This window comes from Pseudoalteromonas aliena SW19, assembly GCF_014905615.1.
Lineage (GTDB): Bacteria > Pseudomonadota > Gammaproteobacteria > Enterobacterales > Alteromonadaceae > Pseudoalteromonas > Pseudoalteromonas aliena.
The window spans coordinates 342,840-363,336 of sequence record NZ_AQGU01000027.1 but is presented as its reverse complement, the minus strand read 5'-3'; the positions used below and the strand labels follow the sequence as shown (position 1 = coordinate 363,336).

Annotated in this window: 19 protein-coding genes and 1 pseudogene; 7 read left to right on the top strand and 13 right to left on the bottom strand. The window is 39.2% G+C overall.

Annotation, left to right across the window (positions count from 1 at the left end; genetic code table 11):
- Nucleotides 1-126 precede the first annotated feature (126 nt).
- The 3 genes from PALI_RS15035 to PALI_RS15025 all read right to left on the bottom strand — a co-directional run bounded on the left by PALI_RS15035 (nucleotide 127) and on the right by PALI_RS15025 (nucleotide 2,631).
- Nucleotides 127-978, bottom strand: coding sequence for a hypothetical protein (locus PALI_RS15035; protein WP_193156336.1), 852 nt, complete (start codon nucleotides 976-978; stop codon nucleotides 127-129).
- Nucleotides 979-1,189: 211 nt separating this feature from the next.
- Nucleotides 1,190-2,269, bottom strand: coding sequence for an endonuclease/exonuclease/phosphatase family protein (locus tag PALI_RS15030; RefSeq protein WP_193156335.1), 1,080 nt, complete (start codon nucleotides 2,267-2,269; stop codon nucleotides 1,190-1,192).
- A 113-nt stretch (nucleotides 2,270-2,382) separates the two neighbouring features.
- Nucleotides 2,383-2,631: a TIGR03643 family protein gene (locus tag PALI_RS15025; RefSeq protein WP_039485113.1), complete on the bottom strand. Its 249-nt coding sequence runs from the start codon at nucleotides 2,629-2,631 to the stop codon at nucleotides 2,383-2,385.
- Nucleotides 2,632-2,755: 124 nt separating this feature from the next.
- Here PALI_RS15025 and PALI_RS15020 point away from each other — a divergent pair, with 124 nt between their 5' ends.
- The 3 genes from PALI_RS15020 (at nucleotide 2,756) to PALI_RS15010 (ending at nucleotide 6,281) form a co-directional block, all read left to right on the top strand.
- Complete coding sequence (locus PALI_RS15020; protein ID WP_193156334.1) at nucleotides 2,756-3,454, top strand: substrate-binding periplasmic protein; 699 nt, start codon at nucleotides 2,756-2,758, stop codon at nucleotides 3,452-3,454.
- A 35-nt stretch (nucleotides 3,455-3,489) separates the two neighbouring features.
- Complete coding sequence (locus PALI_RS15015) at nucleotides 3,490-4,146, top strand: YoaK family protein (protein WP_077535926.1); 657 nt, start codon at nucleotides 3,490-3,492, stop codon at nucleotides 4,144-4,146.
- 74 nt (nucleotides 4,147-4,220) lie between these two features.
- Nucleotides 4,221-6,281 carry a TonB-dependent receptor gene (locus tag PALI_RS15010; RefSeq protein ID WP_193156333.1) on the top strand — a complete coding sequence of 687 codons (2,061 nt, stop codon included), beginning with the start codon at nucleotides 4,221-4,223 and terminating at the stop codon, nucleotides 6,279-6,281.
- A gap of 4 nt (nucleotides 6,282-6,285) precedes the next feature.
- Here the strand turns inward: PALI_RS15010 and PALI_RS15005 are convergent.
- Nucleotides 6,286-6,435: pseudogene (locus tag PALI_RS15005) on the bottom strand (helix-turn-helix domain-containing protein); the annotation flags it as partial.
- Here PALI_RS15005 and PALI_RS15000 point away from each other — a divergent pair.
- Nucleotides 6,432-6,854: an MFS transporter gene (locus PALI_RS15000; protein ID WP_226894558.1), complete on the top strand. Its 423-nt coding sequence runs from the start codon at nucleotides 6,432-6,434 to the stop codon at nucleotides 6,852-6,854. The pseudogene PALI_RS15005 and the gene PALI_RS15000 sit on opposite strands and share 4 nt — an antisense overlap.
- On the opposite strand, the gene PALI_RS14995 is transcribed toward PALI_RS15000, so the two are convergent.
- From PALI_RS14995 to PALI_RS14985, 3 genes are all read right to left on the bottom strand, one after another.
- Nucleotides 6,834-7,055, bottom strand: a complete 222-nt coding sequence (locus PALI_RS14995) for a hypothetical protein (protein ID WP_193156332.1) — start codon at nucleotides 7,053-7,055, stop codon at nucleotides 6,834-6,836. The genes PALI_RS15000 and PALI_RS14995 overlap by 21 nt on opposite strands.
- Nucleotides 7,056-7,189: 134 nt before the next feature.
- Complete coding sequence (locus tag PALI_RS14990; protein WP_193156331.1) at nucleotides 7,190-7,597, bottom strand: GFA family protein; 408 nt, start codon at nucleotides 7,595-7,597, stop codon at nucleotides 7,190-7,192.
- A gap of 231 nt (nucleotides 7,598-7,828) precedes the next feature.
- A complete protein-coding gene (locus PALI_RS14985) occupies nucleotides 7,829-9,121 on the bottom strand; it encodes an amidohydrolase (protein ID WP_193156330.1) in 1,293 nt (430 codons plus the stop codon).
- 823 nt (nucleotides 9,122-9,944) lie between these two features.
- Between PALI_RS14985 and PALI_RS14980 the strand changes: the two genes are divergently transcribed.
- Nucleotides 9,945-10,253, top strand: coding sequence for a hypothetical protein (locus PALI_RS14980; protein ID WP_077535933.1), 309 nt, complete (start codon nucleotides 9,945-9,947; stop codon nucleotides 10,251-10,253).
- Nucleotides 10,254-10,453: 200 nt separating this feature from the next.
- On the opposite strand, the gene PALI_RS14975 is transcribed toward PALI_RS14980, so the two are convergent.
- On the bottom strand, nucleotides 10,454-10,600 hold the full coding sequence (locus PALI_RS14975) for a hypothetical protein (RefSeq protein ID WP_193156329.1): 147 nt from the start codon (nucleotides 10,598-10,600) through the stop codon (nucleotides 10,454-10,456).
- Between the two features lie 146 nt (nucleotides 10,601-10,746).
- Between PALI_RS14975 and PALI_RS14970 the strand changes: the two genes are divergently transcribed.
- Both PALI_RS14970 and PALI_RS14965 read left to right on the top strand, forming a co-directional pair.
- Nucleotides 10,747-11,604: a chitodextrinase gene (locus PALI_RS14970; RefSeq protein WP_193156328.1), complete on the top strand. Its 858-nt coding sequence runs from the start codon at nucleotides 10,747-10,749 to the stop codon at nucleotides 11,602-11,604.
- Nucleotides 11,601-12,755, top strand: a complete 1,155-nt coding sequence (locus PALI_RS14965) for a KTSC domain-containing protein (protein ID WP_193156327.1) — start codon at nucleotides 11,601-11,603, stop codon at nucleotides 12,753-12,755. The genes PALI_RS14970 and PALI_RS14965 overlap by 4 nt, the downstream gene beginning before the upstream one ends.
- A gap of 176 nt (nucleotides 12,756-12,931) precedes the next feature.
- Here PALI_RS14965 and PALI_RS14960 read toward each other — a convergent pair whose 3' ends face one another.
- From PALI_RS14960 to gcvH, 5 genes are all read right to left on the bottom strand, one after another.
- Nucleotides 12,932-13,825 (bottom strand): Abi family protein, encoded by an 894-nt coding sequence (locus PALI_RS14960; protein ID WP_193156326.1) that lies wholly within the window; start codon nucleotides 13,823-13,825, stop codon nucleotides 12,932-12,934.
- 398 nt (nucleotides 13,826-14,223) lie between these two features.
- Complete coding sequence (locus PALI_RS14955; protein ID WP_007579957.1) at nucleotides 14,224-14,742, bottom strand: hypothetical protein; 519 nt, start codon at nucleotides 14,740-14,742, stop codon at nucleotides 14,224-14,226.
- A 9-nt stretch (nucleotides 14,743-14,751) separates the two neighbouring features.
- Complete coding sequence (locus tag PALI_RS14950) at nucleotides 14,752-15,867, bottom strand: hypothetical protein (protein ID WP_007579956.1); 1,116 nt, start codon at nucleotides 15,865-15,867, stop codon at nucleotides 14,752-14,754.
- A 1,147-nt stretch (nucleotides 15,868-17,014) separates the two neighbouring features.
- Nucleotides 17,015-19,906 (bottom strand): aminomethyl-transferring glycine dehydrogenase, encoded by a 2,892-nt coding sequence (gene gcvP / locus PALI_RS14945; protein WP_193156325.1) that lies wholly within the window; start codon nucleotides 19,904-19,906, stop codon nucleotides 17,015-17,017.
- 172 nt (nucleotides 19,907-20,078) lie between these two features.
- A complete protein-coding gene (gene gcvH / locus PALI_RS14940) occupies nucleotides 20,079-20,468 on the bottom strand; it encodes a glycine cleavage system protein GcvH (protein WP_193156324.1) in 390 nt (129 codons plus the stop codon).
- Nucleotides 20,469-20,497: the final 29 nt, after the last annotated feature.

Sequence of the window (20,497 nt, the reverse complement as noted above, 5' to 3'; positions counted from 1 at the left end):
TAGGTACGATTTTCCATCGCGCTTTTAATATGAGGAGTCAAAGACTGCAAACATAGCCTTTAATGGGGAATAAATATCGTGGTCTAATTTTATATTTAATCGTAAACACTTATATCAACTAAGTGTTTAGTCGTTTTCCAATGCTCTCGCTAAATCATTTACTGCGGCCTGAACAACTAACCAAGAAATATTACATGTATCGGCATCAGGATACATTTTACTAGCCATTTGCTCATAAGGATGTATTAGATTACGAAAACCTCTAAGTGCATGAGAAAACTGTCTAACATCCATACCTAACCAACCTACGTTATGTGCCACATCAATCATTTCAGCTAGCTTCCAATGTGCGAAATTTTTTACTTTTCCTGACTTTGAATCTTTAGGCGCAGTAGTGCACTGATTTGCTTTACCGGGGTTTCTTTGAAGAACTCCTAATAATAATCCTTCAAGCATACTACCCATGATTATTATTGCTGAAAGGTGGGCTTTAGAATCGACGCAACGCTGAGCTTCTTCCCAACGCTCTACAAGTATCTTTCCTACTTCTGATTCAAGACCTAACGCCATAAAATCAGGTGCAGGCATTGGAAAAAGTGAAGAAGTTTTTCCATTTTCATCTGAAAAGTTAATATCACATTTTTCAAACTTAGGTTCAAGACCTTCTAATTTAATCTTGAAACCCTCTACATAGAGGATTTCATTCAGCATGACTAATGCACTTTTAATTTTATCTCTATCACCTTTGTATTCTTTTGGTGATGAAAGACGTTTGAGAACAACAGCTAATTGTTCACGATTACATTCTTTAAGCTTTTCATGTACCCACCACTGTCGAGTTGAGCCATCATGGACAAATTGAGGTAATCCAGAGCGCTCAAAAAAGCTTGTGATCTTTGAGCTAGAACGATATTCAGGATGGTTTTCTCCATTACCACAAATAAATTCAGCAATTCTATCTAGTGTACTATCGTCCATGAGGTTCCTTAATGAATCAACAGCCAAATATCTATACATTACAATCTAACAAACCTGATAACTTATGTCTTCTTTCACTTTTAATTCAATTACCTGCCGAAATAAGTTAATTATTCTTCAATACTTCGAGTTTAAATATTTGTGATGAAACTGAAGATTAGTGCTTAAATATAATCAAGCTCTAAGCTTTGATTAGTATGACTGAAGGCTATCACTTATTCTCAAACCTCGGCACCTTTCGCTTATCGGCTTTACTCATAGCGAGTTCTTGAATTTCTTCTTGCTTATGCTGCGCCGATTTAGTTTCTAATGACTGCTGATCAGCGTTTTCGTAAGAAAGCTCAGTAAGTAGCGCAAAGTGATCTGAGCCGTATTTAGCGAGGCGTTTAATACTTTTAACTTTAAATCCAGAGCTATGAAATAAATGATCGAGCGGCCAACGCATAAAAAAGTAGCTTGCATGAAAGGTGTTATAAAAACCACGGCCTTTCCGAGGGTCTAACAAGCCGCTTATTTGCATAAACAAACGGGTGCTGCGCGACCAAGCTACGTCGTTCAAATCACCGGCAACTATGGCAGGTCGTGTAGGATTTTTAAGTGCTTTAGCCACCATTATTAGCTCCGAGTCGCGCGGGCGTGATGAGTCTTCCTCCGTTGGGCTTGGCGGTGCGGGGTGAATAAAATGCCCTTGCATTTGCAGGCCTTCATCGTTTTCAAATAAAATATGAATTGAGGGAATATCTTTTTCTATTAGCTCACATATTTGTGCATCGAGTATTTTAAATTTGCTGTATAAATGCATGCCGTAGCGGTTGTCTTTAGGGCATTCTATGTAATACGGGTAATTTTTTTTAATGACTGATAATTTGTTTTCCCACCAGCTGTCACTTTCGAGCGTAATAAGTAGGTCGGGTTGATGCTCATCAACAAGGCTAATTAACTGCTCACTTTTATGGTTCGACATAAGTACATTTGCCGACATAATTCTTATGCTGTGGTCGATGTGCTTAGGCGCACTTTGCACTTCTTTTTTAGCAAGCCACGTATACGGGTAAATCCATTTACCTTGTAAAATCATTATAAGTAATGAGGTTAAGGCTATAAATACATAACCTATTGCGCTGCTTTGCCATAATAAAAATAGTGAGGCAACAGTAACTAAACTGGCAATATAAAACACTTGTAAGCGCACAAAATCGCAGCTACGCACTAAGTAATGCTGGCTGTAAGACATAGGTAACAAAGTAACTAGTAAAAAAAAAGCGATGATAATAGCCAGCGCAATGAGCATTTAAATGTCCTTATGGGTTAACTTCAAGATTGAAACAGCAGGGATTTAGTACCCCAACTTAACAAACGATCATGAACAACGAATGAAATTGTAACCCTTTGGATTAGAGCAAATCAACGTTGTTTATATTGTGTTTTACAGTGACTGCGCATGATAGCAGGATCGCGAAGTTTTAAATGTTTTGTTTTACGACCAGCATGACGCTTTCGCCAAACCTTAAAGCTGCCTTTTGATATATGTTCTCGCATAAAAACAACTAATTGTGAGTATTTTAATCCATACAATTGCTCTATTGCTTCAAAAGGAGTTCTGTCTTCCCACGCCATTTCTATAATGCGTGATTGTTGCTCTGCGTTAAACATGGTCTATCCCACAAAATTTTATTTATACGCTTAGTAAAAATACTTAGATCAATACAAATATTTCAATTCGGCTGTATACTAAACAGCCAGGTATATACTCACAAAAAATATCGGATTAGCATTTATGCGCACAATATTGTTTTTTATGGTTTCAATTTTTTCTTCGTTACTATCTGCTGCGCCTCAAAAAAAATTACGCTGCGTAACAACTCATTACCCACCTTTTACAATCTACGATGAAAATAGCGATACATTTACTGGTCTAGACATTGAATACTTAACCTTTATTGAGCGTAATTTAAACCTGCACATTGAGATTGTTCACTTGCCTTGGGCACGTGTTAAAAAAGAGATGAGATTAGGTTACTACGATTGCTATTTTTCGTTGGCTAATAACAAAGAGCGCGCAAAATACTTAGATTTTACTAATGAACCACTGCATATTACTCAATTTGGCTTATTTGCTTTAAATAACGACAAACTGCTCACTAATGATTTATCAAACTCCACCGTCGCTATGCTTCGCGGCGTTCCTCTACCCAGTACTATTGCTTCGCAATACAATATAAAGGGTAACCGTTTAATCCAGTCACTCTCAACCAAAGCAAACTTTGAACTACTTGAAAAAAAACGTGTTGAATACGTTATTACTAACTACCAAGCGGGATTATGGTATTCAAAAGAATACAAAAATATTTATGCTCGCCAACTTAATGAATTTTCGCTCCCTGTTTATATTGCCTTTAAACGTGGCATAATTGATACAAAGTTAGTTGATGAGCAAATAAAGCGCTTTAAAAATCAAGTGTATAAAAGCAATTAACTCGATTAAAAAATTTCCTCACTACGGCATAACTAATGTTTACAAAATTACCAAAATGGGTTGAATATGGCGCGTTTACGCTTGCATTTATAGCGGGCATTGTGAACGCTGTGGGGTTATTAGGTTTTGAACATCAAGCTATTTCGCACGTATCGGGCTCTGTTACTTTGCTAGGTATTAAAGCAATAACGAGTAAAGTAACAGCACTATTACTGCTGTGTGTAATAATTAGCTTTATGCTGGGGTCGGCACTTTCTGGATTTTTACTCTCAGGTGGTTCATTAAAATTAGGCCGCCATTACGACACCTTACTTTTTATTGAAGCGCTGTTGTTACTAATTAGCGCTTACTTACTTGAAAATACATTCACTTACGGTATTGTTTTAGCCTCTGCTGCGTGCGGGCTACAAAATGCATTAGCCACTAATTACAGTGGTGCGGTTATACGCACCACACATTTAACCGGTATTTTTACAGATCTTGGTTTAATGATTGGCAGAGCATTAAAAGGAGAGCAATTTGATACCCGCAAATGTGTTATCTTTTTACTCATTATTAGCGGCTTTTTACTCGGTGGGATTGTAGGTTATATTTTATTTAATTACTTTTTAATGCTTGCGTTGTTATTTCCAGCAGCGGCATGCTTACTGCTCTCAGTTACATATAAAATCTATAGGCTACGTGCGTTTTAACGTAACAACTTTAAATACATATCAAAACCACATAGTATAAAGCCAATGCACTATATTTTGTCCTCAAGGAATGTATGAAACCTTATTTTTTGCCACTGTTATTACCCTTTAGCTACACTGCATTTGCCGATAATCAAAATAATGATGCAATAGAAACCATAACAACCACTGCATCACGTATTGAAGCGCTTTCTACCCCACTCCCATTATCAATAAGTACACTCAGTGAAGCGCAGTTAAATAGCATAGCACCTACCCATATTGAAGAAGCCTTGCAACGTGTAGCGGGTACAAATATTCAACGCGGAAATGGTCAAGAGTATTTACCCGCACTACGTTCACAAGTACTTTCGGGCGCTGGCGCATGTGGTGGCATATTAACCCTAGAGGATGGTATACCACTGAGAGCCGCTGGATTTTGCAATATAAACGAGCTATTTGAAGCGCACAGCGAAATGGCGCAGCGCATTGAAGTATTAAAAGGCCCAGGCTCTGCACTTTATGGCTCAAACGCTGTGCATGGTGTTATTAATGTTATAACACCCGACACTACTCAAGGCGGCGGTTTAGTTGGTTTAGATTATGGCTCGTACGGCTATACTCGCTACAAATTACGCGCAGGGCAAGATTACGGTAATAGCGGCATAGGCATTAACGTAAGTGTTACCGACGATAGCGGTTACCGCGACGACGAAAGCGTAGAGCAACAAAAAGTAAATATTCGCCATCGCTATTCAAATAATAATTTATTACTGACCTCTGGGCTAACTTACACAAACCTAGATCAGCAAACTGCTGGATTTATTACCGGTTTTGAAAGCTATAAAAACGAAGACCTCGCGCAAAAAAACTTTGATCCAAACGCATTTAGAAAAGCACGCGCATTTAGAGCGTGGAGCAATGCAACATGGCAATTAAACAACGATGATGTGCTCTCTACTACGTTATATTTTCGCGAGCAAAGTATGGACTTTTTTAAGCACTTTTTGCCCGGCACACCGCTTGAAAAAAACAGCCAAACCGGCTTTGGCGTTCAATCGCTTTATCAACATAATTTACAAAGCAATATAAAAGTAAACATAGGGCTTGATGGCGAATACACGCAAGCCGACTTTACTCAAAGCCAAAATGAGCCCACTCAAGGCTCTGCATTTTTAGTTGCTACAGTGCCACAAGGTAAGCATTACGATTACGATATAAACGCAACGCTTTATGCGCCTTTTGTATCGGTTGATTGGCAATTAAATAAGTGGTTAGTAACAGCGGGTTTGCGCTACGAGCATATGCGGTACGACTACACCAATAATATGCTAGCAGGTAGAACAAAAGACGATGGCAGTGAATGCGGATTTGGTGGCTGCCGATACAGCCGCCCAGCGAGTGCTAAGAATAGCTTTAGTAATTTATCGCCAAAGCTTGGGGTTAGCTATCAGTACAATACAAATAACACGCTTTATGCAAACTTTTCGCGCGGTTACCGAGCGCCACAAGCCGCTGAGTTATACCAATTACAACGCAAGCAAACAACAGCAAATTTAAATGCCGAAATAGCGAATAACGCAGAGCTGGGTATGAAAGGGGTTTACGAAAAACTACGTTATGGCGTGTCGGTTTACGCTATGAGTAAACACAACACAATTTACCGCGATAGCGACTTTTTTACGGTAAACAATGGCAGCTCTCGCCATCGTGGCATTGAGCTTGAACTTGACTACCAGCTCACAAAAACGCTTGCGCTTAACTTTGCTGGTACTTACGCAAAGCATACTTATACTAACAACCAAGTACTCAATGGTTTGAACATAAACGGCAACGACATAGACACCGCGCCGCGTAATATTGCTAATCTTGATTTAACATGGCAAGCACTCAGTAATACGCAATTTGCTTTGCAGTGGCATCGCGTTGGTAACTATTACACCGTTCCAGAAAACATAAATAAATACCAAGGGCATGATATTTTAAGCCTGCGCGCACAGTGGCAAGTTACTAATAACCTTGAAGTGCTTGCTCGCGTAATTAACTTAACTGATGAGGCTTATGCAGAGCGCGCCGATTATACGAGCTTTACAGGCGACAGGTACTTTCCAAGCAAACCACGTACCGCAATGCTTTCGGCAACTTATACGTGGTAAGGCGTTAATTTAACTGATTTAAATCGCTCATGTATTTCATGGGCGACTTTTTCATTACCTTTTTAAACATAGTTATAAACGCACTAACCGACTCATACCCTAATAACTCCGACACCTGCTGTACACTTTGCTTATCAGAAAGCGACGGCATTGCCTAGGTTAATACTAATTCCGCTACTTTCCAAATTAAAAGATCAAAGCGCGCTTAGCTTTATTTTAGCCATGTTGAGTGCACTTAGTGCATTGGGGCTGCTTTACATGCCTAACTTTGCTTTTGTGTGGACCTTAATGTTGGTTTTTTGCTCTGGTGCATGTTTTATATTGGGGCTATCGTTTATTAGTTTACGAAGCGATAACTCTCAGCAAGCAGCATCGCTTTCGGGTATGTCACAAAGTGTAGGGTATTTACTCGCCGCTATCGGACCAATGCTTGCTGGAGCATTGCATACGACAACAGGAAATTGGAACATGCCATTGTGGCTGTGTGCTATTGCAGGTGTATTGTGTGCACTGTGCGGTTTGGGCAGTGGTAAAAATACCACTTTAGCCAAATCAGCTAACGAGTTGCTGTAGCCACGAAAATAAACCATGTGACGACTTATTGCTAAGATGCTTTTGCTCATAGCGTTTGTTAGTAGCTTGGCGCTGCTCACGGCGCTCTTGCGCTAAGTTAGCTTTTGCAGCAAACCGTAGCCGCTGCTCTTGCGTTAATTCATTATTAAAATTTATTGCTGTTTTATTTACTGCACGGCTGCTTTTTGGTGAACTACACATAATATTTCCTCTGTTGTAACTAACCTGAACTCTGGACAATAAATCCCTTAACCAGAGTTCAGGTTAACTACTAAAATAGACAGCTGTTTAACTAATAAAATTTCAGAAAAACTGACTTTCTACAAAATTTATTTTTATGGCGTAGTTTCAAAAGCTGGTATTTTGTGTAAATCGTTCAACCAACTTAGCGTTGATTGAGACCAAATTTGTACAGACGGTTTAAACTCATCACGTTGGTCAACTGCGCCAATGCGCAGGCCATACACTCGATCTTGTTTTGCTGCGTTTGTAGCATAAAGTGTTGTACCGCAGTTACCGCAAAAACCTTGCGCACGTTTATTACCACTTTGTGCTGTTTTAACAAACTCTTTCGGCTCACCTTGGGTAAATACTACTGAGTTTGGCTCTGCAATTATAACAGCTCTAAATGGGCCACTCGACATACGTTGGCAATCGGTACAATGGCAAACAAGTACATTATTATTTTGAGACTTTGCTTGGTATTTAATTTCACCACAGTAACAGCTTCCAGTAATTACCATTATTTAAATCCTTAATGCTTATGAAGATTGAATCGAGATATAAGACCGGCAATATCGATTCATTATTTTTAATCTTACAGAAAAACTGCTCGCCGGTTCATTTGTATACTCGGTTAGTTTTTTAATACTGTGTGCTTTTTTAAAATTGAGCAAGTGCTAAAAATATGATGCGATGTTTTAAATAAAACAGCAATACCACGTTAAGCTAATAGCGTAACGTGGTCGTTTAAACTATTTTTTATGCGTGTTTAAATAGTCAATAGCTAACAAACTAAGCGCCTTAGTGCCTACTTTAAACGATGACTCGTCGGCATAAAAATAAGGTGAGTGATTGCTAGCCACTGTATTTAAGTCTTGCTCGCTTGGTGTGCCGCCTAAAAACACAAATACGCTTGGGATCTTTAGCGCATAAAATGAAAAATCTTCAGCCCCGGTTATTTTTCCCATTTCGACTAGGTTATTCTTACCTGCTGCCTTTTCAAGACTAGGTAACATTTGCGCGGTCAATTCTGGGTTATTAATTGTAACAGGGTAACCTTCGTGAATACGTACCTCTGCTGTCGCCCCTGACGATTTAGCAATGTGTGTAGCCGTTGTTTTTATTTTTTCAAATATTTTTGCGCGGTTATCCATATCAAAGTTACGAATTGTACCCACCATTTCAACTTCTTCTGGAATAATATTATTACGTACACCACCCGCTATTTTCCCAAACGAGACAATCGCAGGCTCTTTAGTAATATTAATTTGACGACTAACAATATGATTTATCCCTGTTACTATTTGCGCCGCTGCCGCAATAGGGTCAACCCCTGTCCACGGTGCAGAACCATGCGCTTGTTTGCCATGGACTGTTATTTCAAATCGATCCGCACTCGCCATAGCAGGACCACTCCTGTAGCCTATTTTTCCGCTATGTAAGCCTGATGTTATGTGTAAACCAAATGCTGCATCAGGTTTATACTTTTTAAATATTCCCTCCTTTAGCATTAACTCAGCGCCACCTTCTTCGCCTTCTGGTGCTCCTTCTTCTGCTGGTTGAAACACAAACATAACGTTGCCGTGCAGCTCGCCTTTCATATTGGCAAGTACCTCTGCTGCGCCCATCAACATAGCTACGTGAGTGTCGTGTCCACAGGCATGCATAATACCTACATCAACTCCTCGATAGTTCGTCGTTTTTGTTGATTTAAAAGCTACATCCGCTTTTTCGGTAACTGGCAACGCATCCATATCTGCACGTAACATAACGGTTGGACCCGGTTTAGCGCCTTTTAAAATACCTATTACACCGGTATAGGCAATGTCGGTTTGTACTTGCATACCGAGTGCTTTTAAATGTTTAGCGACTATGCCAGCAGTGCGTATTTCGCGATTACCAAGCTCTGGGTTTTGGTGAAAGTCGCGTCGCCATTTTATAACTTGCTGTTCTACGCTTTTTACCTGCTGATCTAAATTTGCACTTGCATTAAAAGTACTTAATGCTGATAACCCTATCGCTAATGATATAAGTGATTTTTTCATCCTATTTCCTTTATTATTATAGTGAACCCAAACAGTTAGTTTATATTTTCAAACAATACCTTCGCGTATTAACTTACAGCATTTAATGACTTTTACTATATCCAGAAAAATTATAAATATAAATTTAGATTCGTATTGCTATGTGATTTTCATTTTAAGCTAAAGTACTCCACCTTCGAGCTCAATTAGTAATTTCGCTTGCTCACATCACTCTAAAAACGGCTATTTCAACCATAATTATTCATTAAAATGATCGTTGCTATACCAAGTCACTTAATTAAGAGATCTACTTTGAGGTAAGAAAGCCTTGTCGATAACAAGATAAAAATTTAGTTATTCTAAGTCAGTATTTTTAATTCTGTTAGCGTCAAGTTTAGTTCCACAAACTAATTAAATATTGTTACGGCTTGGTATTAAATCACCTCAAAAAAGTGGTTAATTAATCTGAACTTTGGTTAATGAATTTACTAACGTATTGAATAATGGTGATATTTAAATTTATTTTCTCTAGCAAGAGATTTTCAGTGAAAATAAGGCGAATTTACGTGTCAATAGCTGGCCTATTGCAAGTAAATTCAACGCAGTTAGCGCTGTAAATAGCTGCTCGAGATAGATTTACTATCCAGAGCTCAGGTTAATTAGCACAAAAAACTTATCTTCGCTGCTTATTTAAAAGAGTGAACCTGCATTTTAAAGCGTACCAGCAAGGCATACATATAATAAATTCTATTCAATACTTGGCTGAGAGTTGTTGCCTGCCTACAAGCTTGCGTATAATGCCCGCATTCCGGCTGCATTTTTTAGCCGCTAACTTGGATTAAACATGAAAAAACTCTCTGCAGTGCAAATAAAACAGCAAACTCTTGTGCTTAATATTGCCGATAAACTAGAAGAACAAGGTCGTGCTGAACTTCCTGGTATGCTGCAATGTTGGTTTGACGTTCAATACCACTTATTTCCAGGCTCTTTGCTAATGTGCTTTCAATTTGAGAGTGAGCAAGTGTTATCTGCGGCAGAGCCAGAGTTATTAAAGTGGCAAAAGCGTTTAAGCGGAGCAATGTTAAAAAAAGGCGTTATTTTAAAAGACATGCGCAAACATTTAGTTTTTACGCTCAAAGGGCCTGATGAATAAATCAGGCATTAACGATAGCATCGTATTCTTTTAACTAAAATTCATTATTGTGCTGCGGGAGTTTGCCTCAATTGTTGATAAATCAGTATTTGGATCAGTAATACGAGTAAAAATAAGTTCGAGCTTACCTAACGGCAATCGGTTACTGAGCTTTTGATATTCTCCTTGGAGCAGCTGCTTATTTTTTTACTCAGCAATCATCAATAAAATACGGAGTAGCCTTCCAACTCCATCCCTAAATCACTAATAATAACCTGTTCATCTTTTTGATAAACACCGTAAAACCCTTTGGTAAATATTTGCAGTAATGTGATCAAATTCAGAGTGCAAATCTTATTTTTTGCCAATTACCAATCCCACGTTTAACTCCCTTCCACCATCACGCCCTAATCACTCTGTAATAATTTTGAAAATTCAGTCCTTCACCTTGCAATTACCTAAAAACTGGGCTTGATTTAAAAAGTAATGGAACTCCAATTAAAAGGAATTTGATATGATTAAGCTCATAATTATCGTTGGCATATTGTTTCACTCACAAACTTACGCTGCCAATATTTTTCAACTACCTCAGCAATCCGCAAATACTAACTTAGCAGACATTGAGCCAAATCATCAGCCATGGGAGGCCGGTTCAATATACGTAGCTGGTGATGTAGTCACTCACAACAACAGCCTATTTATTGCTGCCTTTTGGGTTAAAGGGATTGAACCAATAGAAAATCAACCCCACTGGGATGGCTGGATTTGGGTACAAGATACAGTGATAAAAAAGTGGCAAGCAAACAAGGTATACCGAGGTGGCAATTTGGTAAAACACAATACCGATTATTATTTTGCCCGTTATTGGAATAAGAATAATAAACCCAAACCCCATAGCAGCTGGCAACGCATTCAAGACTTATTTTACCTAACACCAGATTTACCTCCTGCGCACCCAGATGACTATAAAACGCTAGACGGTATTGACCAAAATGATAATGGTATTCGTGATGATTATGAACGGCTTGTATATGAAAAGTTTGATTCACCGCAGCTCATCACTTTTAGTTTAGGCACAGCCTCAACGTTACAATTAGTTATTGATATTGAACAAGGTCGTATACCAAATTTAGATGCGGAAATTGGTAAACAGATTATTTTAGATCTGATTAACATAAGTTACTGTGTTCGATATTTACAAAATTCACACCCACACTTTAGAGAACCCGAAGTTTTATACTTTAATACGATAGATAGAGCGTACGCTAACCGTAAAAGTCAAAATAAAATTAGTGACTATATTGCTTGGGATGACGATTTTCATTACGGCGCTGATAGAGACTGCAAAATACTTAAGGAGGACATAAAATGAAAGCTACATATATTTTGTTCTTACTTATATTTCCAATTTTTACTTATGGTAATTATCATGCACTAGATCGGTACTGCTCTAAAAATATTGATAATGTACGCATTTTCTATGTAAATGGGGTGCGGACTAATATCAAGCAATACAAAGCTAATTTAAATGAATTAAGTTACTTTCAAGATTTTCATCTACCAGAATTTAAAAAAGGAGCACTTCCTGCGGGAAGTTATAATAAAAGTGAAGCTATACTTATGCAAATATATGAAGTCGCACAGCAAAAATATAGTGACTTACCCGTATTCTCACCAGAGTACCGTATAATAACGGCAATAATTGGAGGCACAGTTAGCTCACTATCAGATATAGATATCGCTCAAATTGAATCAGTTTTACAGGATGTATTTACTGAAGTAAATTACTCTATTATTGACGAGACAGACTATAAAAATGCATTTCAAAGACTTCAATTTCAGATGCATTCTTGCAACCGTATTATTCTTATTGGTCACTCACAAGGTAACTTTTACACCAATGCTCTTTTTGAGGAAGCCATATCTACTTATCAATATAGCGACGGGTATCTTGCTTCCGATTATCCAATGGTTAGCCTAGCCGCAGTAGCAACACCAACAAGTTCAATGGGAGGAAGTTTGGGGGAGGAATATAAAGAGATTATTTCACACCTTACACTTGACGAAGACTGGGTCATGCGAGCCGTGAGGGTTTTATTTGGTAGTTTACCTTCAAACTATTCTGCTGAGTCTTTATTTGATTCAACTGGTCATGGGCTAATTGATAGCTATCTCAGAAATAATGCAGTTGCAAATGCAATAAGCGCTGGGATCAAGCTTTCTATGTTAAACCAAACCCCATTTCCTTTGTTTGAACAACACCCAGTAAATTCAAGTGCTTTTTCACACATTGGCTATTCAACGATCAATAAAATCCTTGACCTAAAATTCAAATCAGGAAGCGTTTACCGTTATTATAATATACCTATCTTATTATGGGATGAGCTGTATTACTCAACATCAATGGGTAAGTTTTATAATGAAAATATTCGGGGCCAATACCCTGTTGATAAGTTGGATATTGAAAATAGGGTTTATTTAAAAATGACAACACTTGAGCCAGTTGCGATAGATGAAAAATAACTTAAATGATAAATGCATCAAAATTTAATGTAGGTCGCGGACTTATCCCGACAAAGTAAGTACAGAGTTTGAAAGTTTCAAATTGGCGAGTAAAAACAGTTAGCCAAACCGAAAATCACACGCGCAAGCAAGTTTAGCTTGCCTATGGCCAACAGGGTCACCCATTAGTTTCTAATTTATTTAATGCTATTCCAGATAGGTAACGTTTTCCAATTTTCAGGGAAGCCCATTTCGGTTACGTCAATATTATACACCTCAATCAAGCTAGCTAACTTTTGTTTCCAATGGTGATTAGGGCTAATTAAATCCATAAAATAAGCACACATAACGAGTGTGTTGTATAACTGCTTAGCTGTATCACTAAAACTATTAAGTAAAACACTGTCGCCATTTGTTGGCAGCTTCATGGTAAATGTAAAATCTCGGTTGTATAAACGGCTGTGGTGGGCACAGATATTACGCACCGTCGTTATGTGGTGTAAAAAAGATGAAAGTATTGTTTCTTTTACTTTATATGAATCTGCAATATCATTTTTTAGCGCTCGTCGCCCTATTGCATCATAACTTCTTGAAAGCCAGCCGAAGCTCATTACTTCAGCAATAATCCAAATAGCGGGTGTGTCTTCATTATATTTGTGATTTTGCTTTTTTATATTTGTATCTGACGTTCGTTGAATTTCAGCACAAATATTACTAACGAAGTCATTATGATTAAATTTAGAAGTAAATGCAGTAGGATTTAAATGTGCATGTGAACCATGCTTTTTTGCTAAATGATATGCCCACTGAGTTCGCAGAGAAACTTCTATTCGCTCAATGGCATCAAGTAGTAACAGTCTTAATTCTCTATCGAAAGAATACAGATTTAACACTTGCTCAAACGTAGTAGCAGACTTAAAAGTATGGTTTTGATGATCTTCAATAAACGACCACCAATAAGTGCCTAGCCTGTAATAATTGATATGGCTAAGATAAAAGGCTGCTGATTCTTTATCATTAATTACTAGCCCGCGATCTTCTAGTAAGTCGACTTGCTGCGCAAATGTTATGGGGGCTTTAGGGAACTGCATGAAGGCTAAATCCTTTTATCATGCTATAGAAATAATTAACCCCTCGCAGGGCGCTGAGCTTACGGGTAGCGGGAGGGGTGTTGTTACGCGTAATTATAGAGCTTAAAAGTATAATTTCAAGATATTTGTAGTTTGGGCTGATACTGGCGCTAAACGATAACTGTGGGGCAAGCCAAGGGACTAATTTATATGGCGTTCTTTATTCAAGCCACGATTCATATTCACACCAATCGACGTCATGACTAGGTGCGTAGTCATATTTAAATTGAGTTTAAATAATAAGAACGCTTAGTTTTGAATAAAAAGGTCAAGCAAAAACAGTAGCCTGCTTGACCGGAACTTTCTAATGGATGAGTTTTTTATATTTCGAAAGTGGGATCACGGATACTGACACCCTATTATTTATTTAACTTATCCTGAATTTCTTGCTCTGTCTTCCTGTAACTTAGACTATGAATAAAGTCGATATTCGCACCCATAATCCTAAGCACCGACCAAACCTGATTAAGCACTAAGTATAAAATAAAACCAAAATAAAATAATTTAAACCAATATGAATATTCTTTAACAAATATAAATGACTCAAATATAGGTTTTAGTGTGTTCAGCATTAAAATCCAAATAAGAACAAAAGCTGAAGTAAATATAGTCAAAACGAGCATTTTGATTCTTTGTGTTGCCTCAATCCCTTCTAAAAGCTTTACTTTTTTGGGGTTAGCTAAGGCAGTTATAGCTTCGGGGTATAGATACGCAACCCAAATTCCTGCAAGTGTAAAAACAGCGGCTGAAATATTCTGAAGAGTGGCCAATACTGGTGAAAACTTTGAAACTGCAACTGTATCACTAAAAGTAGCAGCAACAGCAATACCTATTATTAAGAAAGCAACTTGTTTTAATGTCCAAATAAAAGCATCCATATTTTAACCTTAAGCTAATTTAGCAGTTTCTTCAAAGTCAACTAACAGCTTTTCTCTTTGAGCATCTAAGCAATCGAATACATCAATAGCTTGGAAATAAGTATCGCAGACTTTAATACAATCTAATTTTATATGCTTTCTTGCAACATAGCTATTAAACCACTTTGTAGAATCTTCATCATTAAGCCTAAAACCAACATTGTTCCAGCCAGAGGTTACATGCTCCTCGACTTGCACTTCCATTATACCTTTCAATTGATGCTCATCCAAACGTGTTGGTTCAATTATTTCTACCTCTTGATCTCTTTTTAACTTTGGTTGTTTCTTCTTTATCTTATTAAAAAAAGAAAACAGACCATCTTCTTCTATTTCTTTTTTATAAGAAATAGTATCTCGTACAACAAGGTGAGTTATGTTATCAGCGAGATACTTCAAACTTACATTTTTAATGTTAAGCTCTTTTTTGCAAGCTCTAAATAAGTAAGTCATCTCATTGTCATTAGCATCGTTATATCTAACTCTTTTTACAGTCACTTCTTTTCCATTAGGTGCATCTTGTTGGTACTGAGTAACTCTCTTACATTCATTAGGGATAAAATTATCTATACACCGCTTAAAGTAGTCAGTAATCAAATCTGTTGCAGCAACAGAATGGGGAAATTTAATACTCGCAATGAGCCCAAGACGAGGAATAAACCAATAATACATTGGCTTTGCATAAATTAATTTTTTACCTTTGACTTGTTTATCAACCCTTACTACACTTCCGGCTTTATCCCCAAACTTAGCATCTTCCACAAAGCCATTTAATGAATCATCGCCATTTTCTAAGGCTTTGCAAAATACAAATAATGCATCACCAGACTTTTCATCTTGAAAAAAATCTGCGCAATAAACTCTTTCTCTATTAGGGTTAGAATCTGCATCCCAAGGTAATGTATTTTTAAAGCTGTCCTTCCCTACATCTGCAACCCACTTAGCAACCTCATTTATAGTTTCAGTAAGCCCGCCACTAACATGATTATATTTATTTTTAGTTTTCCCGTTAAGTGTATTTATTTTTTCAAGTTTATGTAGTCCGCACTCTGTAACTTCAAAAAATGTAATGAGCCCACTTTCTGCCATATGACTTCCTTAAAACATAGGTTTTTAAAAAATAAATATTAACAGGTAAAAAGGTGTTTAAAAAGCAATAAGTTAACACTAGCTGAATATAAAACTGTGCAAATATCAAAAATTACTTTAGTCATTCCTATTTTTATAAGCCAAGACCAAACACCAACCTCACGTTTAACACCCTTCCTCGTCATCACGCCCTGAAAATAAACAATTGATGAGTGATGTCGCGCATGGATGCGCGATAAGGCGAAATTAGGCCATGGATGGCCTATCTTCGCCGTTTACGTTCACATCAATTGTGGTTTGAAGGATTAAGCGTGATGCTCGGGTGCGCTGAGAGTGTCCAGAGAGGGACCAGCGGCAGCCCCTCTTTGGCTGCCGTCGCCAGCGCGACAAAACCTTGAATAAGGTTTCTAATTTCTAGAAGTACCAAACGTATTCGCGTTATCTGTAATAGTAACCTCAAACACCCATTCAAATACTTATTCGGGCTACCGCCCGCGCGTAAGCAAGCTAAACGCCTACAATAAATAACACATACTCTTGGTTTTTGAGCGAGTAAGTATATTTGTGATTCGTTGGGTTTCGTTTCACTCTTCTCAACCTACGCCCATACGAAAATGCGAGGGTCAGATCTTGTTTCTTTCCAAAAGCAAACACCAATCTCACGTTTAACACCCTTCCCCCGTCATCACGCCCTGAAATAAGCAATTGATGAGTAATATCGCGCATGGATGCGCGATAAGGCGAAACTAGGCCATGGATGGCCTATCTTCGCCGTTTACGTTCACATCGATTGTGGTTTGAAGGAAATAGCGTGATGCTCGGGTGCGCTGAGCGTGTCCAGAGAGGGACCAGCGGCAGCCCCTCTTTGGCTGCCGCTGGTCCCTCTTTGGCTGCCGTCGCCAGCGCGACAAAACCTTGAATAAGGTTTCTAATCCCTCAATGAGCCAAAAGCAAACGAATATGCGCCAACAATACTTAAACACCTTTTGGGCTGCGCCCAACACGCCAGCAAGCTGTGCGTCTACAATGTTTAAACACACACAAAAAAGCCGCTGCATTGCTGCAACGGCTTTTTTAATTTTTGATAAATTCCCAAACTATAATGGAGCTTACTATCCATTAAAGGTCAAAAAATTAGTCCCTGTTCTTAGTCGCGATAAGTCTCTACCGCTGGGCATGAACACACTAAGTTACGGTCGCCGTATACATCATCTATACGTGTAACGGTTGGCCAGAACTTGTTTTTAGCCACTGCAGGCACTGGGAATGCAGCGTAAAAACGGTCGTATGCGCGGTCCCATTCGTTACCTAATACGTCGCCTTGTGTATGCGGTGCAAACACTAGCGGGTTGTTTTCGATTGACCATTCGCCAGAGATTACTTTTTCAATTTCGCCTTTAATTGACACCATTGCTTCGATAAAGCGGTCAATCTCACCTTTTGATTCAGACTCAGTTGGCTCAATCATTAATGTGCCAGCTACTGGGAACGACATAGTGGGTGAATGGAAGCCATAATCTTGCAGGCGCTTAGCGACGTCCATTTCAGTAATGCCTGATAGCTCTTTAAGCGGGCGTAGGTCAACAATACATTCGTGAGCAACACGGTTGTTACGACCACGGTATAAAATTGGGAAGTGCTTGCTTAGCTCATGCGTTAAGTAGTTAGCATTAACGATAGCCATTTCAGTGGCTTGTTTTAAGCCCTCTGACCCCATCATGGTAATGTAAGCCCATGAAATAGGTAAAATAGCGGCTGAGCCGTAAGGCGCTGCCGATACCGCACCGTTACCAATGTTAGTACCTGGTACGTTAATTACGCTGTGGTTTGGCATAAATGGCGCAAGGTGCGATTTAACACCAATTGGGCCAACACCTGGACCACCGCCACCGTGTGGAATACAAAACGTTTTATGCAAGTTTAAGTGCGATACGTCTGAGCCAATAAAGCCAGGGCTTGTTACACCAACTTGCGCGTTCATGTTAGCGCCGTCCATGTAAACTTGGCCGCCGTGCTCATGAATAATGTCACAAATCTCGCGAATTGTTTCTTCGTATACGCCGTGCGTAGACGGGTATGTGATCATGATGCACGATAAGTTTTCAGACACTTCCTCAGCTTTCGCTTTAAGATCGCTCATGTCTACGTTACCGTTTTTATCGCAGTTAACTACCACAATTTTCATGCTCGCCATTTGTGCTGATGCAGGGTTAGTACCGTGCGCAGAGCTTGGGATCAAACATACATTACGGTGTGCATCGCCGCGTGACTCGTGGTATTTACGAATCGCGATTAAGCCTGCATATTCACCTTGCGCGCCAGAGTTTGGCTGAAGTGATACTGCATCGTAACCGGTAATGTTTACTAGCCAGTCGTGTAGCTCACCAATCATTATTTGGTAACCTTGGGCTTGATCCAGCGGGCAGAATGGGTGAAGGTTTGCAAACTCAGGCCACGTAATTGGGATCATCTCTGCGGTCGCGTTTAGTTTCATGGTACATGAGCCTAACGAGATCATTGAGTGATTAAGCGATAAGTCTTTGCTTTCTAGTCGCTTAATGTAGCGAAGCATGTCTGTTTCGCTGTGGTAGCTGTTAAAGTTTGGATGCGTTAGTACTTCGTCATCACGTACTAAACTTGCAGGGATTGACTCGCTGCCATTTGCTTCAACGTCGGCTGCTATAGCGTCAACACTTAGGCCATGGCCTTCGCCTAAAATAATATCGAATAACTCAGTAATATCGGCACGTGTTGTTGTTTCTGATACCGAAATTGAGTACTCGCCTTCGTGGTTTGTTGCAAAGTTTACGCCTTTTGCAATTGCACGCGCTATTATGTCGTATTTGCTGTCGCTTACTACTGTTAGCGTATCAAACCAAGTACTGTGCTTAAGTGCGATGCCTTTAGCTTTTAAGCCTGTTGCTAAAATATCAGCAAAGCGATGTATACGCTGCGCGATAGTTTTTAAGCCTTGTGGGCCGTGGTACACCGCGTAAAACGCTGCCATATTGGCAAGTAATACTTGCGCTGTACAAATGTTTGAATTGGCTTTGTCGCGACGAATGTGTTGTTCGCGCGTTTGCATTGCCATACGTAGTGCATCGTTACCTAAACGGTCTTTAGATACACCAATAATACGACCTGGTAATGAACGTTTGTATGCGTCACGTGTTGCAAAAAATGCAGCATGAGGGCCGCCGTAACCCATAGGTACGCCAAAACGTTGAGCCGAACCAAGTACTACGTCTGCGCCTAGTTTACCTGGTGCTTTTAATAGTAATAAACTCATTATGTCGGCAGCAACACAGGCAATGGCCTTTTTGCTTTGTACGCCAGCAATTAGGTCAGTTATGTCTACCACTTCGCCTGATGTAGATGGGTATTGGAACAATGCGCCAAAAATGTCGTGGTTTACGGCATCTTCTGCTTTACCTACAATTATTTCAAAACCAAACTGCTCGGCACGCGTTGTTACTACGTCGATTGTTTGTGTGTGTACGTCGTCAGCAATAAAAAAGGCGTTTGCTTTTTTCGCTTTTGATACGCGTTTTGCAAGGCCCATAGCCTCTGCAGCGGCTGTTGATTCGTCAAGTAGTGATGCACTTGCTAAATCAAGGCCAGTTAAATCTAGGGTCATAGTCTGGAAGTTTAATAATGATTCTAAACGCCCTTGTGCAATCTCTGGCTGATACGGTGTGTACGCAGTATACCACCCCGGATTTTCAAGTACGTTACGTAAAATTACGTGTGGTACATGTGTTGGGTGGTAACCTTGACCAATGTATGATTTGAAAACTTTATTTTTGCTTGCTACTGACTTTAAGTAGCTTAGTGTTTCAACTTCAGTACGGCTTTGTCCAACTGTTAGCGGTTGCTCTAGGCGAATGCTAGCAGGTACAGTTTGATCGATCAGCTCTTGTACACTCGATACTTCAAGCGCGCTCAGCATGTCGCTTACTTGCTCTGGGCTTGGCCCAATATGGCGGCGAATAAAATCTTGCTTTTGCTCTAACTGTTCAAGAGATTTGGCGTTTGACATGTGTCCAGATTCCTATGATCCAAAAAAGTGTAATTATTACTAATGGGTAACTAGTAATAATAAAAATATTTATGATTTAGCTGCTTACCATGTATGGAAAAATAAGCACTTTAATCATAAAAGCCCCAATGTTTTAAATAGTGGGGCTTTTAATGCAAACAATAATTAACGATTATTCTTCGTCGATAGTGTGCGAGTAACCTTCAGCGTCAAGCAAGTTTTCTAGCTCAGACTCGTCAGATGCTTTAATACGGAATAACCAACCGTCACCGTAAGCATCGCTGTTTACTGTTTCAGGTGAATCTTCAAGCTCGTCGTTAATTGCAACAATTTCACCGCTGATCGGGGCATAAATGTCTGATGCTGCTTTAACCGACTCTGCTACTGCACAATCTTCGCCAGCGTCTACTTCATCACCCACTTCTGGTAATTCAACAAATACCATGTCGCCAAGAAGCTCTTGTGCATGCTCAGAAATACCAACAGTAAATGTACCGTCGCCTTCGTTACGAACCCACTCGTGTGAAGGTGCGTATTTTAACTCGCTAGGAATGTTGCTCATTTTATTTGTCCTTTGGTTTATATTGGGAG

Coding starts and splice junctions, on each gene's coding strand:
- PALI_RS14990 (WP_193156331.1), bottom strand. CDS start 7,597: ATGGTAATTACTGGAAGCTGTTACTGTGGTGAAATTAAATACCAAGCA.
- PALI_RS15025 (WP_039485113.1), bottom strand. CDS start 2,631: ATGTTTAACGCAGAGCAACAATCACGCATTATAGAAATGGCGTGGGAA.
- gcvH (WP_193156324.1), bottom strand. CDS start 20,468: ATGAGCAACATTCCTAGCGAGTTAAAATACGCACCTTCACACGAGTGG.
- gcvP (WP_193156325.1), bottom strand. CDS start 19,906: ATGTCAAACGCCAAATCTCTTGAACAGTTAGAGCAAAAGCAAGATTTT.
- PALI_RS15020 (WP_193156334.1), top strand. CDS start 2,756: ATGCGCACAATATTGTTTTTTATGGTTTCAATTTTTTCTTCGTTACTA.
- PALI_RS14985 (WP_193156330.1), bottom strand. CDS start 9,121: ATGAAAAAATCACTTATATCATTAGCGATAGGGTTATCAGCATTAAGT.
- PALI_RS15010 (WP_193156333.1), top strand. CDS start 4,221: ATGAAACCTTATTTTTTGCCACTGTTATTACCCTTTAGCTACACTGCA.
- PALI_RS15015 (WP_077535926.1), top strand. CDS start 3,490: ATGTTTACAAAATTACCAAAATGGGTTGAATATGGCGCGTTTACGCTT.
- PALI_RS14965 (WP_193156327.1), top strand. CDS start 11,601: ATGAAAGCTACATATATTTTGTTCTTACTTATATTTCCAATTTTTACT.
- PALI_RS14980 (WP_077535933.1), top strand. CDS start 9,945: ATGAAAAAACTCTCTGCAGTGCAAATAAAACAGCAAACTCTTGTGCTT.
- PALI_RS14995 (WP_193156332.1), bottom strand. CDS start 7,055: ATGTGTAGTTCACCAAAAAGCAGCCGTGCAGTAAATAAAACAGCAATA.
- PALI_RS14970 (WP_193156328.1), top strand. CDS start 10,747: ATGATTAAGCTCATAATTATCGTTGGCATATTGTTTCACTCACAAACT.
- PALI_RS15035 (WP_193156336.1), bottom strand. CDS start 978: ATGGACGATAGTACACTAGATAGAATTGCTGAATTTATTTGTGGTAAT.
- PALI_RS14950 (WP_007579956.1), bottom strand. CDS start 15,867: ATGGCAGAAAGTGGGCTCATTACATTTTTTGAAGTTACAGAGTGCGGA.
- PALI_RS14955 (WP_007579957.1), bottom strand. CDS start 14,742: ATGGATGCTTTTATTTGGACATTAAAACAAGTTGCTTTCTTAATAATA.
- PALI_RS14960 (WP_193156326.1), bottom strand. CDS start 13,825: ATGCAGTTCCCTAAAGCCCCCATAACATTTGCGCAGCAAGTCGACTTA.
- PALI_RS15030 (WP_193156335.1), bottom strand. CDS start 2,269: ATGCTCATTGCGCTGGCTATTATCATCGCTTTTTTTTTACTAGTTACT.